Source organism: Nostoc sp. (assembly GCF_036919675.1).
Lineage (GTDB): Bacteria > Cyanobacteriota > Cyanobacteriia > Cyanobacteriales > Nostocaceae > Nostoc.
Genome location: NZ_JBALCP010000042.1, coordinates 25,860 through 40,180 on the forward strand (window position 1 = coordinate 25,860; position 14,321 = coordinate 40,180).

A 14,321-nucleotide genomic window follows, 5' to 3' on the forward strand; every position below is an offset into this window, starting at 1 on the left:
TTAACTCCTAATTCCTAACTCCTCACTTCTCACTATTATTTAAGTATGCAATTTATCGACCAAGCAAAAATTGAAGTTGAAGCTGGTAAGGGCGGCGATGGTATAGTCGCCTTCCGGCGTGAGAAGTACGTGCCGACTGGTGGCCCCTCTGGTGGTAATGGGGGACGAGGCGGTTCGGTATTTTTCGTTGCCGATGAAAACCTGCAAACCTTGCTAGACTTCAGATACAACCATCGCTTTCAGGCAGAAAAAGGGACTCGTGGTGGCCCAAATAACTGCACTGGAGCAGCAGGAAAGGATTTGATCATCGAAGTTCCCTGTGGTACAACCATTTATGATGCTGAAACTAGCGAATTGCTGGGGGATTTAACTGAGCCTAAGCAAACTTTGCGGATTGCCCAAGGTGGTAAAGGCGGCTTGGGAAATCAGCATTTCTTGAGTAACCGTAACCGCGCCCCAGAATACGCCCTCCCAGGATTACCAGGGGAAATAAAGCAGCTGCGTCTGGAGTTAAAACTTTTGGCCGAAGTGGGGATTATTGGCTTACCAAATGCTGGTAAATCCACTTTAATTTCATCTTTATCAGCTGCACGTCCAAAAATCGCAGACTACCCCTTCACTACCCTCATCCCAAATTTGGGTGTAGTGCGGAAACCTACTGGTGATGGTACTGTTTTCGCCGATATTCCCGGACTAATTGAGGGAGCAGCTCAAGGAGCAGGGCTGGGACATGATTTCTTGCGCCATATTGAGCGCACGCGGGTGTTACTTCACTTAATTGATGCTACTAGTGATGATGTGGTTCGGGACTTTAACACAATTAAGCAAGAATTACAAGCCTATGGACGGGGTTTAGCAGAACGCCCACAAATTTTGGCGCTGAACAAAATTGATGCAGTTAATCGGGAAAGTGTCGATTTGGAGGCATTAGCTACCCAACTTAATCATCTCTCCTACGCCCCAGTTTTTGTGATTTCAGCAGTTACTCGCACCGGGTTAGAGCCGATGTTACAAAAAATCTGGGGAATTCTCGACCAAATCAAGGTTCCTGAAGAAGTGGAGGTATTTAGATAATTACTAATTCGTAATTCGTAATTACTACTTTTAGAAGGGAAGTAGCTGTCGGTAGTAGAAATACTTTGTTTTTTACTCACGGGATGAAAGCTCTTAAAATTACGAATTACGTTAGCGCAGCGTAAAGCCTTCTCTACGAGAGGCTGCGCCAACGGCATGGCAACTCTTAGAGACGCTGTTCGCGTTCGCTTAGAGCGAGTCAGACGCTACGCACAGTTGCTAACGCTGCGCTACCCTTGCGTTGGGAATCTCCGCAACGTACTGGCTCCCCTACATTTAAATTTCTTAATATAGCTTGAAATATTAGCGCCGACTTACTGATTCTGAATCAGGGGAATCTTAATCAAAAACTCAGCGCCTTGTCCTGGCTGCGAAATACATTCTAAAGAACCGCCATGTCTTTCTGTAATGATCTGGTAGCTAATGGCAAGTCCCATCCCCGTACCTTTGCCGATGGGCTTGGTGGTAAAGAAGGGGTCAAATAGTAGTTTTTTAAAATCTTCTGGTATTCCCAATCCATTGTCGATAATTCTAATTGTTACCTGATTTGGCTCTTGTAGTTGGGTACAAATGCGAATTGTCGAAATTGGACATTGGGAATCGGGCATGGCTATTCTCCTTGTCCGCTTGTCGCCCTCATCCCCACTCCTCACTCTCTCTTCTAAAGCATCGATCGCATTTGTCAAAATATTCATGAATACTTGGTTTAGCTGCCCAGCGTAACATTGAACCTGCGGTAGTTTGCCGTATTCTTTGATTATTTCAATTGTCGGACGTTGGTCATTAGTCTTGAGGCGGCTTTGCAAAATCATCAGAGTACTGTCGATTCCTTCATGGATATCAACGGCTTTCATTTCGGCTTCATCTAAGCGTGAAAAAGTTCGTAAGGAAAGCACAATCTCCCGAATGCGGTCTGCCCCAATGTTCATTGAGTTGATTATTTGTGGCAAATCTGACTTCAAAAAGTCCAGTTCGATTAGTTCTGCAAAATCCTCAATTTCTGGCACAGGTTGAGGATAATGACTTTGGTAGAGTTGCAAAAGTGAAAGTAAATCTTGAGTGTATTCCTTGGCAGGGCTGAGGTTGCCATAGATAAAATTGACCGGGTTGTTGATTTCGTGTGCCACTCCTGCGACTAGTTGACCCAAACTGGACATCTTTTCACTTTGAATTAACTGAGTCTGCGTGTGTTGAAGTTCGCGGAGTGCAACTTTAAGTTCTTCGGCTTGTTGTCGTAGTTGCGCTTCCGACTTGAGCAGGGCTTCCTTGGCTTGTTTACGTTCTGTGATGTCCCTAACAACAGCTACCCGACAGAAAGGCTCTCCTGTTTCAGGATGTTTAACTATAAACAGGCTGCAATCAGTGGGAATTTCTATGCCCGTTTGAAAATGCCTATAGCGAAACTCGCCTTGCCAGAAACCATGTTGAAAGATCAAAGGAGTAATTTGCTGGATGAATTCTACAAAAGCTTCTGGTGAATAAAAATCAACCAAGGATTTAGTTTTGGCTGCTTCTAGGCTACTAAGTCCCACCATCTTGAGTCCGGCAGGGTTCACATAGAGAACTTGCCCTTCCATTGAAGCAATGCCAATAAAGTCGCTGCTGTTTTCAATCAATGCTACAAATTTTTGCTGTTCCTCTTCTGCTCGTTTGCGTTCTGTAATGTCCAGAACCATTGAAGCAACGCCAACAACCTGGCCATCAGGAGCCACTAACGCGTTGTTATACCACTCACAGACCATCGTCCTGCCATCTTTAGTGACGTTCTCGTTGACACTAAAACTTCCTCCACGTTGTGTTAACAGGGCAGTGATCACCTCATTTACGTGTTTTATGGCGTTTTCAGGTACTATAATTTCAAAAGGATTCCCCAGCATTTCCTCTGGGGTGTATCCAAAGATTCTTTCTGCTGCCCGATTCCATGTCTGAATCTCAAAGTTAGTATTCCATTCAATAATGGCTAAAGGTGTTTGTTCAATCAGCAACGCCAGTCTTTGCTGTGAAGCTCTGAGTTCTGCCTCTGCTTGCTTGTATTCGGTAATGTCGCGAAAATACCAAATTCTACCGTAATAGTCTTCTAAAGGTGATGTCTCACCACAAGCTCCTTGGTGTTTACGCACGGGTGCAGAATAGCGGTCAAAAATCTTTCCAAACTTCAGGAAAATTTCATCACGGCTGCTTTCCTCTGGATGCTGGTAAAGATACTCCACCTTAGCCAGAAATTCGTCTGGATTTACTAGTTGGTCTACTACCCATCCTAGGAGTTGGCGATCGTCGCCTGTCTGGAGGAGTGCCGCAGGAATTTGCCATAACTTGGAGAATTTCTGATTGAATGATGCAACTGTACGATTTTCATCAATAATCAGAATTCCGTCGATGGAAGCTTCTTGTTGAGCTTGCAGCACAGCATTAATGCGGTGTAGGTCTGATGCTTGCTGGCGATCGCGCAGTGTGCCAGTCACACCCAGAACCTTTCCGGCTTCATTCTGTAAAATGATATCTCGAATACTACCCACCAGAAATTTATTACCAGTCTCATCCTCAAAGCAAGACTTTTTTGTAGAGATGATATGGGTTATACCCTGAGCATCGGTAAAAAGATCCTGGTTCTCATTAGTAATATTTGTGGTGAAAACCAGTTCATCTTGTTGCCGAAACACATCAGCTTCTGCTTGAGGAAAAAAATCATAGTCTGACTTGCCAATTAATTCTTCTCGGCTATGACCGACGAAATGACAGTAGGTATCGTTAAGTAATACCCAGCGATGTTGACGGTCTTTGACAAAAATTGGGTCAGATATGCCATTGATCATTTGATGCAGAAATGTCGGTGAAAAGTTTTGCTGCTGCGTGTTTTGTTTTTGCGCGGGGTTATCTAAAAATCTAGGATGGTTCATACCAGAATTTATCTCTAAAATTAAGCAATAAAGAAACCTCTCTCTAGTTTTACTACGTAAAATTGCCCTTCTCGCCCGTCGGAGAGGGAAAGACTTGAACGAAAATTCAAGGCAGGGAGAGGTTTGTCGAACTCAGGTTTATTTAGCTCTGTGTGTCAAGATGAGTAGTATTTATTATTCCCACACTAAATATGGATGCAACAAGCAAAGCAATGTCTAACTTTTGGTGTTTTCAGGAGATTGGCGGCTGCGGACTAGGAAGATTTTATTCTCTCCAGGAACAAAGATGCATTAGCGATGCCTGCGGCGGGCTACGCCAACGCATTCATCATCTGTGGCGTGGTTTTTTTAAGTAGCAGAATTAATACAAAAGCTTAAAAGCCTTGCTTACTAGTAAAAAAACGGGGTTAAACTAGAATTACAGGGTAACAATCATCGGAATATTATGATGAGCGATCGCGACTATACATTAATCATTGACAAAAGCGGTAGTATGTCCACACCCGACCAAATGGGTGGTAGAAGTAGATGGGAGATAGCCCAAGAGTCTACTCTGGCTTTGGCAAGAAAGGCCGAACAGTTTGACCCCGATGGTATTACTGTTTACTTGTTTTCCGGTAGATTTAAACGCTACGATGATGTCACCTCAGCCAAAGTCGCACAGATATTTCTCGAAAATGACCCTTCTGGGACGACAAACTTAGCAGGTGTACTTCAGGATGCCCTAAATAATTACTTTCAACGCAAAGCTGCCGGTAAAAGCAAGCCAAACGGAGAGACAATTTTAGTCATCACCGATGGTGAACCAGACGATCGCAAAGCTGTGTTTGAAGTCATCATTCATGCTACTCGCCAGATGGAACGTGATGAAGAATTAGGAATTTCGATCATTCAAGTAGGTTCAGATGCCCAAGCAACTAAGTTCCTCAAAGCTTTGGATGACCAGTTGCAAAGTGTTGGCGCTAAATTTGATATTTGCGATACCGTCACTTTAGACGACTTAGAAGATATGAGCCTTGTAGATGTATTGACGAACGCAATCACTGACTAATGCATATATCAGCCCAAAGTCCAATAATTCTTAACTTTTAAATGGAGAATTGAAGAATGCTAGAAAATCGTGACTATACCTTGATTATCGACAAAAGCGGTAGTATGGCAACCCAAGATCAAAAGGGTGGTAGAAGCCGATGGGTTGCAGCCCAAGAATCTACTTTAGCTTTAGCTAGTAAGTGTGAGCAATTTGACCCAGATGGTATCACTATCTATGTATTTTCTGGTAAATTTAAGCGATACGAAAATGTGACATCCAACATAGTAGCGCAAATTTTTCGAGAAAATGATCCCTCTGGTACAACTGACTTAGCAGGTGTGTTAAAACACGCAACCGATGATTACTTACAACGGAAAGCAGCCGGTCAAACAAAGCCAAATGGTGAAACAATTTTAGTGGTTACTGATGGTGAACCAGACGATCGCAAAGCAGTCATGAAAGTGATTATTGAAGCTTCTCGCCGTATTGATCGAGATGAAGAATTAGCAATTTCCTTCATTCAAGTCGGCACAGATCCCCAAGCTACCCGCTTTCTCAAAGTCTTAGACGATGAACTCCAAAGTGCTGGTGCTAAGTTTGATATCTGTGACACAATTACTATGGACGATATGGAAGATTTGAGTCTATCGGAAGTGCTGCTCAATGCCATTAATGACTAGCTATACTATATTATTAGGAATTACAAAAATGGATTCCATTGATCAGCTGTTAGCTGAACTGCAAAGTGAATACAAAGAAGTACAACCTCAACAGCAGCAGTCAAAATCAGCCACAACCAAATCTTTTATCCCACCATCGCCAAAGTCGGCATCTTTTTTGGATAACCTTTTGGCAGAAGTTCAGGCTGATTTTGCAGAAAAGGATGCTGCTATTGAGTCAAAAAGACAGCAAGAATTAGAACAGGAAAGAGTTCGACAAGAACAACTCAAAGCCAAACAACTAGAGGCTTTGCAAGTACAGGCAAAAGAATGGTTAGCCAAAGTAGATCCACTTTCGTCTGAAGGACTTTGGTTTGAAAGGTTTGCTGAAAGTTACTCCTCAAAATTAGAGGCAGCGATTGAATATTTAAGAAGCAATTAATAAATAAGTCAAAATTTAAAACCCTACTGATAAATCTACTATCTAAAATTATAAGTTAGCAATTATTATTTATTACCTATACTCAATATTGATGGTGATTTGTTCTGGCTAAATGTTGAACAGCCCATTCATGCATAGCATAGAGAATTGGTTGCAAAGTTTCTCCTAAAGGCGTCAGAGAATATTCTACCTTGGGTGGAATTTGAGCATACACTTGTCGATGAATAATGCCGTCTTCCTCCATTTCTCTAAGTTGTTGGGTCAGCATCTTTTGCGTAACTCCAGGTAAAGCCCGTTGCAATTCACCAAACCGTTTGACGCCAATCATTAATTCTCTAATAATCAAAACTTTCCAGCGTCCGCCAATCACCTTTAGGGTAGTTTCTACTTCACAAGTTAGCCTGCTATTGTTTTCTGCTTCAGCTTTCATAGTTAGTTTTTAGGAAGTACCTGACTCGGGTTTGCTGGGTAGTACCGCTAGTTTAAAGTATAGGTATATCCACAACACTCCACAAGGTTTAACTGCTCTGTTTGATGGACTAAATTTTTTTGGCAATGTGAAAAGCAAAGATATATGAGAGATGAAGACTGCCTCCAAAGTCATCTTCTATACTGTGTCTCAACCCTGCAAATAATGCTTCTTTGTTGGATGGAGCTAACTTTAGCTACGGCGAGTAAGTGTTTAAAAGCATTAAATATTCATCAACATTATATTATACTGGAAGAGTTGATTATTGGTTGTTTTAAGTCTTCTATACTCAATTACTTCAAAACCCTAATAGGCAATTCAACCTCAGCATTGAACGAAACATCCGCCTGTTGAGCCATACTTAGCGCTTTGCTTCGAGCTTCTATAATTATGACCGATCTCACGCCCCAAGCTTGGTTGACGTTCAATCATTAGATTTACTGCATCTGAGTAGATAACAAGAACTTGCAAATCATCAACAGCGGTGATTGATACCGGACTGGGTTCCCCAGTAAACAGTGCCATCTCGCCGAAGAACTCACCACCAAAGATAGTTATTACCTCTAAATCCAAGAAGCGTCAAAAATCTCAGGCTATCTAGGAAATGTAGAAACCCCTGACTCAAACTTTCGTTAGCCAGGGGTAGTTAATCATTAGATACGCAAAGATATCTATAATTACGTAGCTATCAACTCAGAATCGATTTGCGACGGCGCACTATCCTGGACTAGCGATCGCGTTTCACCGTTGCGCTGGAGGATACCACCAACCATTGCCAACACGGCGTTTACCTTGCGGGTTCGCCACATATCTACGAGTTTTTGCACTTCGGTTGGAGACATCCGTCGCATCATCGCTTCGTAGAGATAAGCAGCATGTCCAGTTTCATCTTCGGCAATATTTAGCATTCCTAACTTCAAGTTCCGAGCGGTTGGCTCGTTATCAGGTAATACTTTCGCCATTCGCGCAAAGTCTTTACTAGCATCTAACTCCAGAATGTATGTGCTAGCCATAAACACATCCCAATCAATCACATGAGGTTTGAGCTGTTCTTGAGGGTAGCCCTCAAAGAATGCTGCAAAAAAGGGACTACGCTGCTGTTGTGATTTTTTTGTGGATGGAGTTTGGGGTTGACGCTTGAAATCTATAACTTGTTTATCCAACTGTTGTAAGGCGTGGGCAAAAATTTTACCATGCCTAGTTTCATCTGATGCATGTTTTGCTAGTTTTTCCGCTAGCCATGTATCGCCTTCGGCAGCTGCGCGATCGCTAAGTGCAGATAAAAACGGCACAGAGCCAGATTCGGCCAACTGAAACCCCGCAAGGATGTTGGGGCGGGTTTTCAAATCACGAATTTGAGCAGCAGAGTAATAGGCAAAGACACCTGAACCAGCTAGATGCAGAATGTGAGTCAAGAAGTTCATCAGGAATTCCCGCTGACAATTGGAAGGTTACAATTCTTATACTAATCCGCATTTTCTATTCGGTTGCTGCCAGAGCGTCTTACCATTTGGGATTTTGAATTGCCTACAGTTAACAAATATATCTTTGCATTTTGCTAATATCATCCCACAGAGGTAATGCAGGTGAGTTTGAATGGATAAATTAACTAAACCAGTGCGATTTTGGCTTTATGCAACTATCATGATTTTGGGTTTGCTCGGCTGCGATCGCTTTGTCAGTACTTCTGGAGAACCAGTTGAGCGAGTCAGTGATGGGGATACTATAGTAGTTAAAGATGCTGATGGCAAAAATTTTACCGTGCGCTTTGCTTGTCTAGATGCGCCAGAAATAGCTCATACTAACAAAGAAAAGCAGAGTAAACGCATTAGCGATCGCAATCAATTTACTTGGGGTGTGAAAGCTCAACAACGGGTGCAACAACTGGTGCAACAAGGAGGCGATCGCGTGACTTTGAATATCACCGATAGTGATCGCTATGGACGTAAAATTGCCGAAATTCGTTTAAAAAATGGTACTTTTGTGCAACAGGTATTGTTGCAAGAAGGTTTAGCAAAAGTGTATCGTCCCTATTTAAACAAGTGTCCTAGTAAAAACTTAGTTCAACAAGCCGAAGCTAAAGCCAAGGAACAACGGCTTGGCGTTTGGAGTGATACTAAATTTATTAACCCTTGGGAATATCGCAGCCTATATAAAAAGTAAAAACTTTAGCTGTTTCTAACTGAATGCACTACATTTTTTGGCATTGCATATTTGCTGGATAAATTAGCAACTTCCAAAATTCCCCCTGGTTACTGAGCGCAGTCGAAGTATGCCCCCCTACTCCTCTCCCCAAGTTTGCAGTTGCAAATAAACTAGTACCAAGGTTACTGCTAGTAACACCGTCGCTGCTGCTGCCGCATAACCAAAATCAAATTGCTCAAAAGCCTCTTGGTAAATGTAGTAAACCAGCAAATTAGTCGAATTCAGTGGCCCACCGCCAGTCATCACAAAAACTTGCTCAAAACTCCGCAATGTAAAAATCGCGGTAGTGATGATTGCAAATATCACAGTAGGGCGCAATCCAGGCAGAGTAATATACCAAAATTGTTGCCAAGCATTTGCTCCATCCAAATCTGCTGCTTCATAACGACTGGGAGGAATTGCTTGCAACCCTGCTAAAAAAACTACCATATTGAAACCGAGTTGTTTCCAAATACTCATTAAAATAATTACTGGCATTGCCCAAAACGTGTCTCCTAGCCAAGGTATGTTTGGAATGCCAAAAAAATCTAAAAGTCCGTTAACTGGCCCTGATGTTTGAAACAGCCAGCGAAATCCCAACCCAGCTGCCACAAGTGAGATAATTGAAGGCAGAAAATAGGCACTTCGTAGGATGCCCCGCAAGGGAATAGAGCGGTTTAATAACACTGCCAATCCCAAAGAGATAACTAAACTGGGAATGATGGTGGCAACAGTAAAATAAAATGTGTTACCCAAAACTTGCCAAAAGTCGGGGTTGAGTAGCAAGCGCCAATAGTTTTTTAAGCCTATCCAATAAATACCTTTTAGAGTGAAACTACCAGCAGTGAAACTGAGGTAAAACAAATAGGCGATCGGCCAAATGATAAAAACGCCCAGCAAAATTAGTGCTGGTGTGAGAAAAATCCAGGCAGCTACTGGATCATTATCCAACCACGATTTAGTATATATTTTTGGCATCTATAATTTTTCCTCTTAGCTTAATAATTATGTAAGCCGCAGTATCAGTACTGCCGGATAATACAGCAGAAATACTCTACGCCAGAATTCAAATTCAAGAACATCGGATTTTAGCATAGGCGATCGCTTGGGTAAGCTCTTGGTTCATAATTATCTCTACTTGGAGTCTTTACTTAAACTTAGTTCTGCACGTACTTGATCAAGCGTGTGTTTTCCCGGTTCCTGCGATTGCCTCACTGTTTATGCCGGAGAATATAACCAGCAACAGGCAATTTCAGCAAGCTTTATAGATGAGCTAGTTGCCACACTCAATCCTCAGAAAAAATTTCATCAAATAAAGACCGCTTAACCCTAAACTCAATTTCAATAATCTGTTGATAAAGACTATCCAGACTCTCAATACTAATTTTACCGTCTTTGCTTATCTTTTTGATAACGGCTAACGTTCCTTTGATATTCAAACCAAGTCTTTTAGCTTCTCTTCTAGCTGTCGAGTCGTCTAACAAAACATAATCTGCATTCAACTCAATCCCTAAAGCGATCGCTTCCGATTCTCCTTTACCCAATCGTTGATTTAAGCTGTTGAGAAGGGTTATAAGGCTGGATGTACGAACTCGAAGTTTACCAGCGTTGATTAGCGTTTGAATGGATTGGCTAGCTGGATCTGACTTAGCGCTAATTTCCTCAGCAACAGATTGAGGAATGTAGAAATCATCAGGATATTCGATAAATTGATTCAAGTAGCTCAGTTTAGCGAGAAAAATCAGTGGTGATGAATTGAGAACAATTTGCATTCATTTACCAGTTTTTTTCCACAGCAACATCTTCTTCAGAAAGGTAAGAAAATTCAATTCCCATGAGGTCTAGAATTTTGAGGAATTCTGCTGGCTTCAGTTGCATAACTTCTGCGGCTTTTTGAAGGCTGATTACTTTAGCAAGTAAAGCACCAAGTAAAAATAGAAAATTTTCTTTCTGCTCAATGCTGTGGAATAGCTGAACTTCTAAGGCGATCGCTTGGGTAAGCTCTTGGTTCATAATTATCTCTAGTTGCAGTCTTTGCTTAAACCTAATCCTAATTTGATCCACTCTGTTTTTTGAAAAAAAAATTAGATCGTTCCGCTTCGCTACACTCAAAAAGGGTAAAGGAAAGAAGGGCAGAGGGCAAAAGAGCTAAAGCATAAAGGGCTAAAGAGTCCTCCCAACCGCGCAGACAACACGAAAACCAAAAGGGTAGCCGATGACGTCGCGCTCCGCCCTACCGTTGCTGAGGCGGGACGCGGAACGGCAGCCCTTAGGATCGGTGATCCAGGAACCGCCCCGCAGCACCTGATTTTTATTATCATTATCTATCCATGCACTTCCATCACTAGGCGCTCCTTTATAGCTATTATGCAAAGTATCTTGACACCACTCCCAGACATTCCCGTACATATCGTATAATCCAAAAGCGTTGGGTGGAAAACTTCCTACTTCTGTTGTTTCTTGACGATATTTGCCCTCTGGTTCAGAAGCGTAGGTATAATTCCCATCGTAGTTAGCTAACTCAGTTGTAATCGTCTCGCCGAAGTGAAATGATGTCGTTGTTCCTGCACGACAGGCGTATTCCCACTCTGCTTCACTAGGTAGGCGATATTTACGCCCAGCCTTTTGACTCAGCTTTTTGCAAAACTCTACTGCATGATTCCAAGACACTCTCTCTACAGGACGTTTTGCTCCCTTAAAATTAGACGGATTGCTACCCATTATTTGCTTATACTGTTCCTGAGTCACTTCAAACTTGCTCATAAAAAAAGCAAGCACATTTACAGCGTGCTGTGGTTGTTCATATTCGGTTCGACCATTTTCATCAGGTGGCGAACCCATATTAAAAGAACCTCCAAGAATCTCAACCATCTCTAAAGTTATGCCATTGCCTAAGTCCTCCTTAAAGAATTTAGCTTGCTTATTAGAATCTCGTTTAATTACCTGTCCCTTTTGATCTACCGTTATTGTTTCAAACTTAACCGTCCACAAGGGTAATCCCAATGCTTTAGATGCTTCTTTAGTAGGGGGAATATATTTGGGTTCAGCTACAGAGATAGTTGTTGATTGATTAGCAGGTTGATTAGTAGATTCAGGTGTCGGTGATTGACCCTTAAAAATTTCACGACCTACTACTGCTGTCATCAAACCTACACCCCCCAAGCCAGCCCACTTCAAAAACTTTTGTCGGGTTATTCGCTCTTGAGTTGGTTGAGTGGGTTGAGCATAGCTTGACTGCTGAATCGGAGATTTAATCAATTCTTGGCTTGCTACAACTCTAGTTTCAATTGCAGTGATGTCCGTTTGTTTAAGTCCTAAAGTCCGTTGAAGTTGCCTTAACTTCTGCCGAACATCATCACTATCAAAGGAATTTCCTGCTTTAATTGTTTTAATTAATTCCTGCTCATAGTGCTGTAATCTTTGGCGATATTCTACTTCCTCTCGCTACCTTTGTTTCTCTGCCTCCTGCTGCTTTAGTCGTACAGCTTCTTGTTGTTGTTTATCTGCCTCTTGTTGCTGTCTGATTTTATCTTGCTGTTTTCTGTATTCTGCTTGTGAATATGATTGAATAATAATTGCTTCAAGTGCAGATGTTTCCGCATCATTTAGTTCTAAAATTCGTTGAAAGCGCTGAAGTTCTTCACAAGTTGTGTCACTAAGAGGATATTCAAATTGAATTGACTCTCTAAACACATCTTCATACTGCTGAAGCTTTTGTCGATGTTCCTCGATCGCAGCAATAATTGGATTTTCAATTGCAGTCACATTCCGAGCAGTCAGATTCAACGCTTGATGACGTTGCGTTAGTTGAGAGCGTTTGAAAGCACTGAGCGGATATTCTTGCTGAACAGCTTCTGTAAACTCCTGCTCATATTGCCGAAAGTTTGCTTGATGCGTTGCAATCTCCGCATTAATCCGCCTCTCGATCGCACCCACATCCCCTTCACTCAACCCCAACGTCTGCCAGGTTTGCTGCAACTGCTTCCGCGTCACCTCATCTGGATAATGCTGGCGCTGCGTCGCCTTCACAAACGCCTGCTCATACTGCTGGAGTTTTTGATGATAGCTTTCGATCTGGGTTGTGATTTGCGCTTCAATTGGTGCAACATCTACATCCGTCAGTCCCAAGCGCTGCTGCTGTTGGCGTAAATTATTCCGGGTTGCCTTGCTAAGAGGATATTCCTGCTGCGTGGCAGTAAAAAACAGCCGTTGGTAGTCCTGGAGTTTCTGGTGATATGCCTCTACCTCAGCCGTAATCTGGGATTCTATCGCGGCAATATCTCTATCTGCAAGTTCTAATTGCTGCTGGGTTTGCCGTAAGCGATCGCGGTTTGCTGCACTCAGGGGAAACTCCTGTCGTAGTGCCGTTGTAAACGCCTGCTCATAAGTTTGTAGGTTTTGCTGATGCGTCTTAAACCGTGCAGTCACTTGTGCCTCAATCGGCATTGTGTCCTCATTCCGCAGCCCCAAAATTTGCTGGAGATTTTGCAGATCGTGGCGATCGCTATCCGTAATCGTGTCATCTCGTTCCAGTAGTTCAGTAAACACCTGCTGATACTGCTGGAGTTTTTCGCGGAACTCCTTGCGATACGGTTCCAACACCTCATCTTCGATCGCCTTCGCCTCAGTTGTCTCCAATCCCAAACGAGTCCTCTGATAATCTAATGTACGACGACCAACAAGGGAAATTTCGCCTCTATGAATAAATCGCGCTACCTCTTTACGGTATCGCTGTCTGGGATCACCTGGAGCCACCTTTGTCAGTCGAATTTTAAAGCCTTCTCGAATTGCATAGATTTCCGGCTTCATTGCAGGTTGAAGTTCTCGCACCTTCTGACTGGCGTATTCATGGAGTTCATCGATGGAGATAAACTCATCCTGATCGCGATCGGCTTCTCCCGATTTGATACCTTCAACCAAAAAACGAGTGTAAATCGATAAATCTTGCCCCTCTTGCTCAAAGGAATATTGAGTCGAAGTAGAAGAAGTCAATACGGCTCGTCCTTCACCGCCCAACTGCTCCCGGATGTCAATTGTGCCGTCATCTTTGGCAGACATCCCCTCAGCAAACGCGCCACTAAAGCAGCTATCCAGAATTACCACCTGCCGCCGGGAGCGACTTTCGATCATGCGATCGTGAATAAAATTGGCAGACACCGACGTTGAGCGAATCAATTCACCCTGCGGTGTCTTACTGGTGTTGTGAGTCGCCAGATACAGCCTACCGCGATCATCTTTGATGCCGTGTCCTGAAAAGTACAGTAGCAGCAAATCATCCTTGTGCCGATTGGAGAACAGCATTTCGATCGCCATTTCCACAGCTTGTCGTTCAGGATTTTTTAGCAGGAGAATATCTGACGCAGCAAACTCGCCCATCTCTGGATGCAGCAGCACCTCACACACTGCTTCCACATCTCTAACTGCACTGGGCAACGGATTCAGCCCTGGCTCATACTCACTGACCCCAATCAGCAACGCTAACTTCGCCATTTAACTCACCTATGCTGCGATCAAATCCTCTGCGGCTTTAATCTCTGTGTTGTTCCCTTCATACCAAGTATTA

At 42.9% G+C, this 14,321-nt stretch carries 15 protein-coding genes and 1 pseudogene; 7 read left to right on the plus strand and 9 right to left on the minus strand.

Going from position 1 to position 14,321, the window contains the following annotated elements; genetic code table 11:
* Window positions 1–45: 45 nt before the first annotated feature.
* Window positions 46–1,074 carry a GTPase ObgE gene (gene obgE / locus V7K49_RS08165; protein WP_334866489.1) on the plus strand — a complete coding sequence of 343 codons (1,029 nt, stop codon included), beginning with the start codon at window positions 46–48 and terminating at the stop codon, window positions 1,072–1,074.
* 314 nt (window positions 1,075–1,388) lie between these two features.
* On the opposite strand, the gene V7K49_RS08170 is transcribed toward obgE, so the two are convergent.
* Window positions 1,389–3,971 (minus strand): PAS domain S-box protein, encoded by a 2,583-nt coding sequence (locus tag V7K49_RS08170; RefSeq protein ID WP_335205161.1) that lies wholly within the window; start codon window positions 3,969–3,971, stop codon window positions 1,389–1,391.
* Between the two features lie 191 nt (window positions 3,972–4,162).
* Here V7K49_RS08170 and V7K49_RS08175 point away from each other — a divergent pair, with 191 nt between their 5' ends.
* The 4 genes from V7K49_RS08175 to V7K49_RS08190 all read left to right on the plus strand — a co-directional run bounded on the left by V7K49_RS08175 (window position 4,163) and on the right by V7K49_RS08190 (window position 6,105).
* Window positions 4,163–4,327, plus strand: a complete 165-nt coding sequence (locus tag V7K49_RS08175) for a hypothetical protein (protein WP_334866493.1) — start codon at window positions 4,163–4,165, stop codon at window positions 4,325–4,327.
* Between the two features lie 89 nt (window positions 4,328–4,416).
* Window positions 4,417–5,022, plus strand: a complete 606-nt coding sequence (locus tag V7K49_RS08180; protein ID WP_334873556.1) for a vWA domain-containing protein — start codon at window positions 4,417–4,419, stop codon at window positions 5,020–5,022.
* A gap of 56 nt (window positions 5,023–5,078) precedes the next feature.
* A complete protein-coding gene (locus tag V7K49_RS08185; RefSeq protein WP_335205162.1) occupies window positions 5,079–5,684 on the plus strand; it encodes a vWA domain-containing protein in 606 nt (201 codons plus the stop codon).
* A 28-nt stretch (window positions 5,685–5,712) separates the two neighbouring features.
* Entirely contained in the window at window positions 5,713–6,105 is a 393-nt protein-coding gene (locus V7K49_RS08190; RefSeq protein WP_335205163.1) for a salt stress protein, Slr1339 family, read from the plus strand.
* Window positions 6,106–6,187: 82 nt separating this feature from the next.
* On the opposite strand, the gene V7K49_RS08195 is transcribed toward V7K49_RS08190, so the two are convergent.
* The 3 genes from V7K49_RS08195 to V7K49_RS08200 all read right to left on the minus strand — a co-directional run bounded on the left by V7K49_RS08195 (window position 6,188) and on the right by V7K49_RS08200 (window position 7,998).
* Window positions 6,188–6,535 carry a winged helix-turn-helix transcriptional regulator gene (locus V7K49_RS08195; RefSeq protein ID WP_335205164.1) on the minus strand — a complete coding sequence of 116 codons (348 nt, stop codon included), beginning with the start codon at window positions 6,533–6,535 and terminating at the stop codon, window positions 6,188–6,190.
* A gap of 363 nt (window positions 6,536–6,898) precedes the next feature.
* The gene (locus V7K49_RS34610) at window positions 6,899–7,147 is read right to left on the minus strand and encodes a cyclic nucleotide-binding domain-containing protein (protein WP_442948655.1); all 249 of its coding nucleotides are present in this window, start codon (window positions 7,145–7,147) and stop codon (window positions 6,899–6,901) included.
* Window positions 7,148–7,251: 104 nt separating this feature from the next.
* Window positions 7,252–7,998, minus strand: a complete 747-nt coding sequence (locus V7K49_RS08200; RefSeq protein WP_335205165.1) for a ferritin-like domain-containing protein — start codon at window positions 7,996–7,998, stop codon at window positions 7,252–7,254.
* Between the two features lie 172 nt (window positions 7,999–8,170).
* Here V7K49_RS08200 and V7K49_RS08205 point away from each other — a divergent pair, with 172 nt between their 5' ends.
* The gene (locus V7K49_RS08205) at window positions 8,171–8,737 is read left to right on the plus strand and encodes a thermonuclease family protein (RefSeq protein WP_335205166.1); all 567 of its coding nucleotides are present in this window, start codon (window positions 8,171–8,173) and stop codon (window positions 8,735–8,737) included.
* A gap of 117 nt (window positions 8,738–8,854) precedes the next feature.
* On the opposite strand, the gene V7K49_RS08210 is transcribed toward V7K49_RS08205, so the two are convergent.
* Window positions 8,855–9,736 carry a carbohydrate ABC transporter permease gene (locus V7K49_RS08210; protein ID WP_335205167.1) on the minus strand — a complete coding sequence of 294 codons (882 nt, stop codon included), beginning with the start codon at window positions 9,734–9,736 and terminating at the stop codon, window positions 8,855–8,857.
* A gap of 35 nt (window positions 9,737–9,771) precedes the next feature.
* On the opposite strand from V7K49_RS08210, the pseudogene V7K49_RS08215 reads away from it, so the two are divergent.
* Window positions 9,772–9,855, plus strand: a pseudogene (locus V7K49_RS08215) (phosphoribosylglycinamide formyltransferase); the annotation flags it as partial.
* A gap of 189 nt (window positions 9,856–10,044) precedes the next feature.
* Here V7K49_RS08215 and V7K49_RS08220 read toward each other — a convergent pair.
* The 4 genes from V7K49_RS08220 to V7K49_RS08235 all read right to left on the minus strand — a co-directional run bounded on the left by V7K49_RS08220 (window position 10,045) and on the right by V7K49_RS08235 (window position 14,248).
* Complete coding sequence (locus tag V7K49_RS08220) at window positions 10,045–10,530, minus strand: DUF3368 domain-containing protein (RefSeq protein WP_335205168.1); 486 nt, start codon at window positions 10,528–10,530, stop codon at window positions 10,045–10,047.
* A 4-nt stretch (window positions 10,531–10,534) separates the two neighbouring features.
* Window positions 10,535–10,771: a hypothetical protein gene (locus V7K49_RS08225; protein ID WP_335205169.1), complete on the minus strand. Its 237-nt coding sequence runs from the start codon at window positions 10,769–10,771 to the stop codon at window positions 10,535–10,537.
* 150 nt (window positions 10,772–10,921) lie between these two features.
* The gene (locus tag V7K49_RS08230; RefSeq protein ID WP_335205170.1) at window positions 10,922–12,016 is read right to left on the minus strand and encodes a formylglycine-generating enzyme family protein; all 1,095 of its coding nucleotides are present in this window, start codon (window positions 12,014–12,016) and stop codon (window positions 10,922–10,924) included.
* Between the two features lie 186 nt (window positions 12,017–12,202).
* Window positions 12,203–14,248 carry a caspase family protein gene (locus tag V7K49_RS08235; protein ID WP_335205171.1) on the minus strand — a complete coding sequence of 682 codons (2,046 nt, stop codon included), beginning with the start codon at window positions 14,246–14,248 and terminating at the stop codon, window positions 12,203–12,205.
* Window positions 14,249–14,321: the final 73 nt, after the last annotated feature.

What these genes read in the sequence shown, in the direction of transcription:
- obgE (WP_334866489.1), top strand. Translation starts at nt 46, where the DNA reads ATGCAATTTATCGACCAAGCAAAAATTGAAGTTGAAGCTGGTAAGGGC.
- V7K49_RS08170 (WP_335205161.1), bottom strand. Translation starts at nt 3,971, where the DNA reads ATGAACCATCCTAGATTTTTAGATAACCCCGCGCAAAAACAAAACACG.
- V7K49_RS08175 (WP_334866493.1), top strand. Translation starts at nt 4,163, where the DNA reads ATGGATGCAACAAGCAAAGCAATGTCTAACTTTTGGTGTTTTCAGGAG.
- V7K49_RS08180 (WP_334873556.1), top strand. Translation starts at nt 4,417, where the DNA reads ATGATGAGCGATCGCGACTATACATTAATCATTGACAAAAGCGGTAGT.
- V7K49_RS08185 (WP_335205162.1), top strand. Translation starts at nt 5,079, where the DNA reads ATGCTAGAAAATCGTGACTATACCTTGATTATCGACAAAAGCGGTAGT.
- V7K49_RS08190 (WP_335205163.1), top strand. Translation starts at nt 5,713, where the DNA reads ATGGATTCCATTGATCAGCTGTTAGCTGAACTGCAAAGTGAATACAAA.
- V7K49_RS08195 (WP_335205164.1), bottom strand. Translation starts at nt 6,535, where the DNA reads ATGAAAGCTGAAGCAGAAAACAATAGCAGGCTAACTTGTGAAGTAGAA.
- V7K49_RS08200 (WP_335205165.1), bottom strand. Translation starts at nt 7,998, where the DNA reads ATGAACTTCTTGACTCACATTCTGCATCTAGCTGGTTCAGGTGTCTTT.
- V7K49_RS08205 (WP_335205166.1), top strand. Translation starts at nt 8,171, where the DNA reads ATGGATAAATTAACTAAACCAGTGCGATTTTGGCTTTATGCAACTATC.
- V7K49_RS08210 (WP_335205167.1), bottom strand. Translation starts at nt 9,736, where the DNA reads ATGCCAAAAATATATACTAAATCGTGGTTGGATAATGATCCAGTAGCT.
- V7K49_RS08220 (WP_335205168.1), bottom strand. Translation starts at nt 10,530, where the DNA reads ATGCAAATTGTTCTCAATTCATCACCACTGATTTTTCTCGCTAAACTG.
- V7K49_RS08225 (WP_335205169.1), bottom strand. Translation starts at nt 10,771, where the DNA reads ATGAACCAAGAGCTTACCCAAGCGATCGCCTTAGAAGTTCAGCTATTC.
- V7K49_RS08235 (WP_335205171.1), bottom strand. Translation starts at nt 14,248, where the DNA reads ATGGCGAAGTTAGCGTTGCTGATTGGGGTCAGTGAGTATGAGCCAGGG.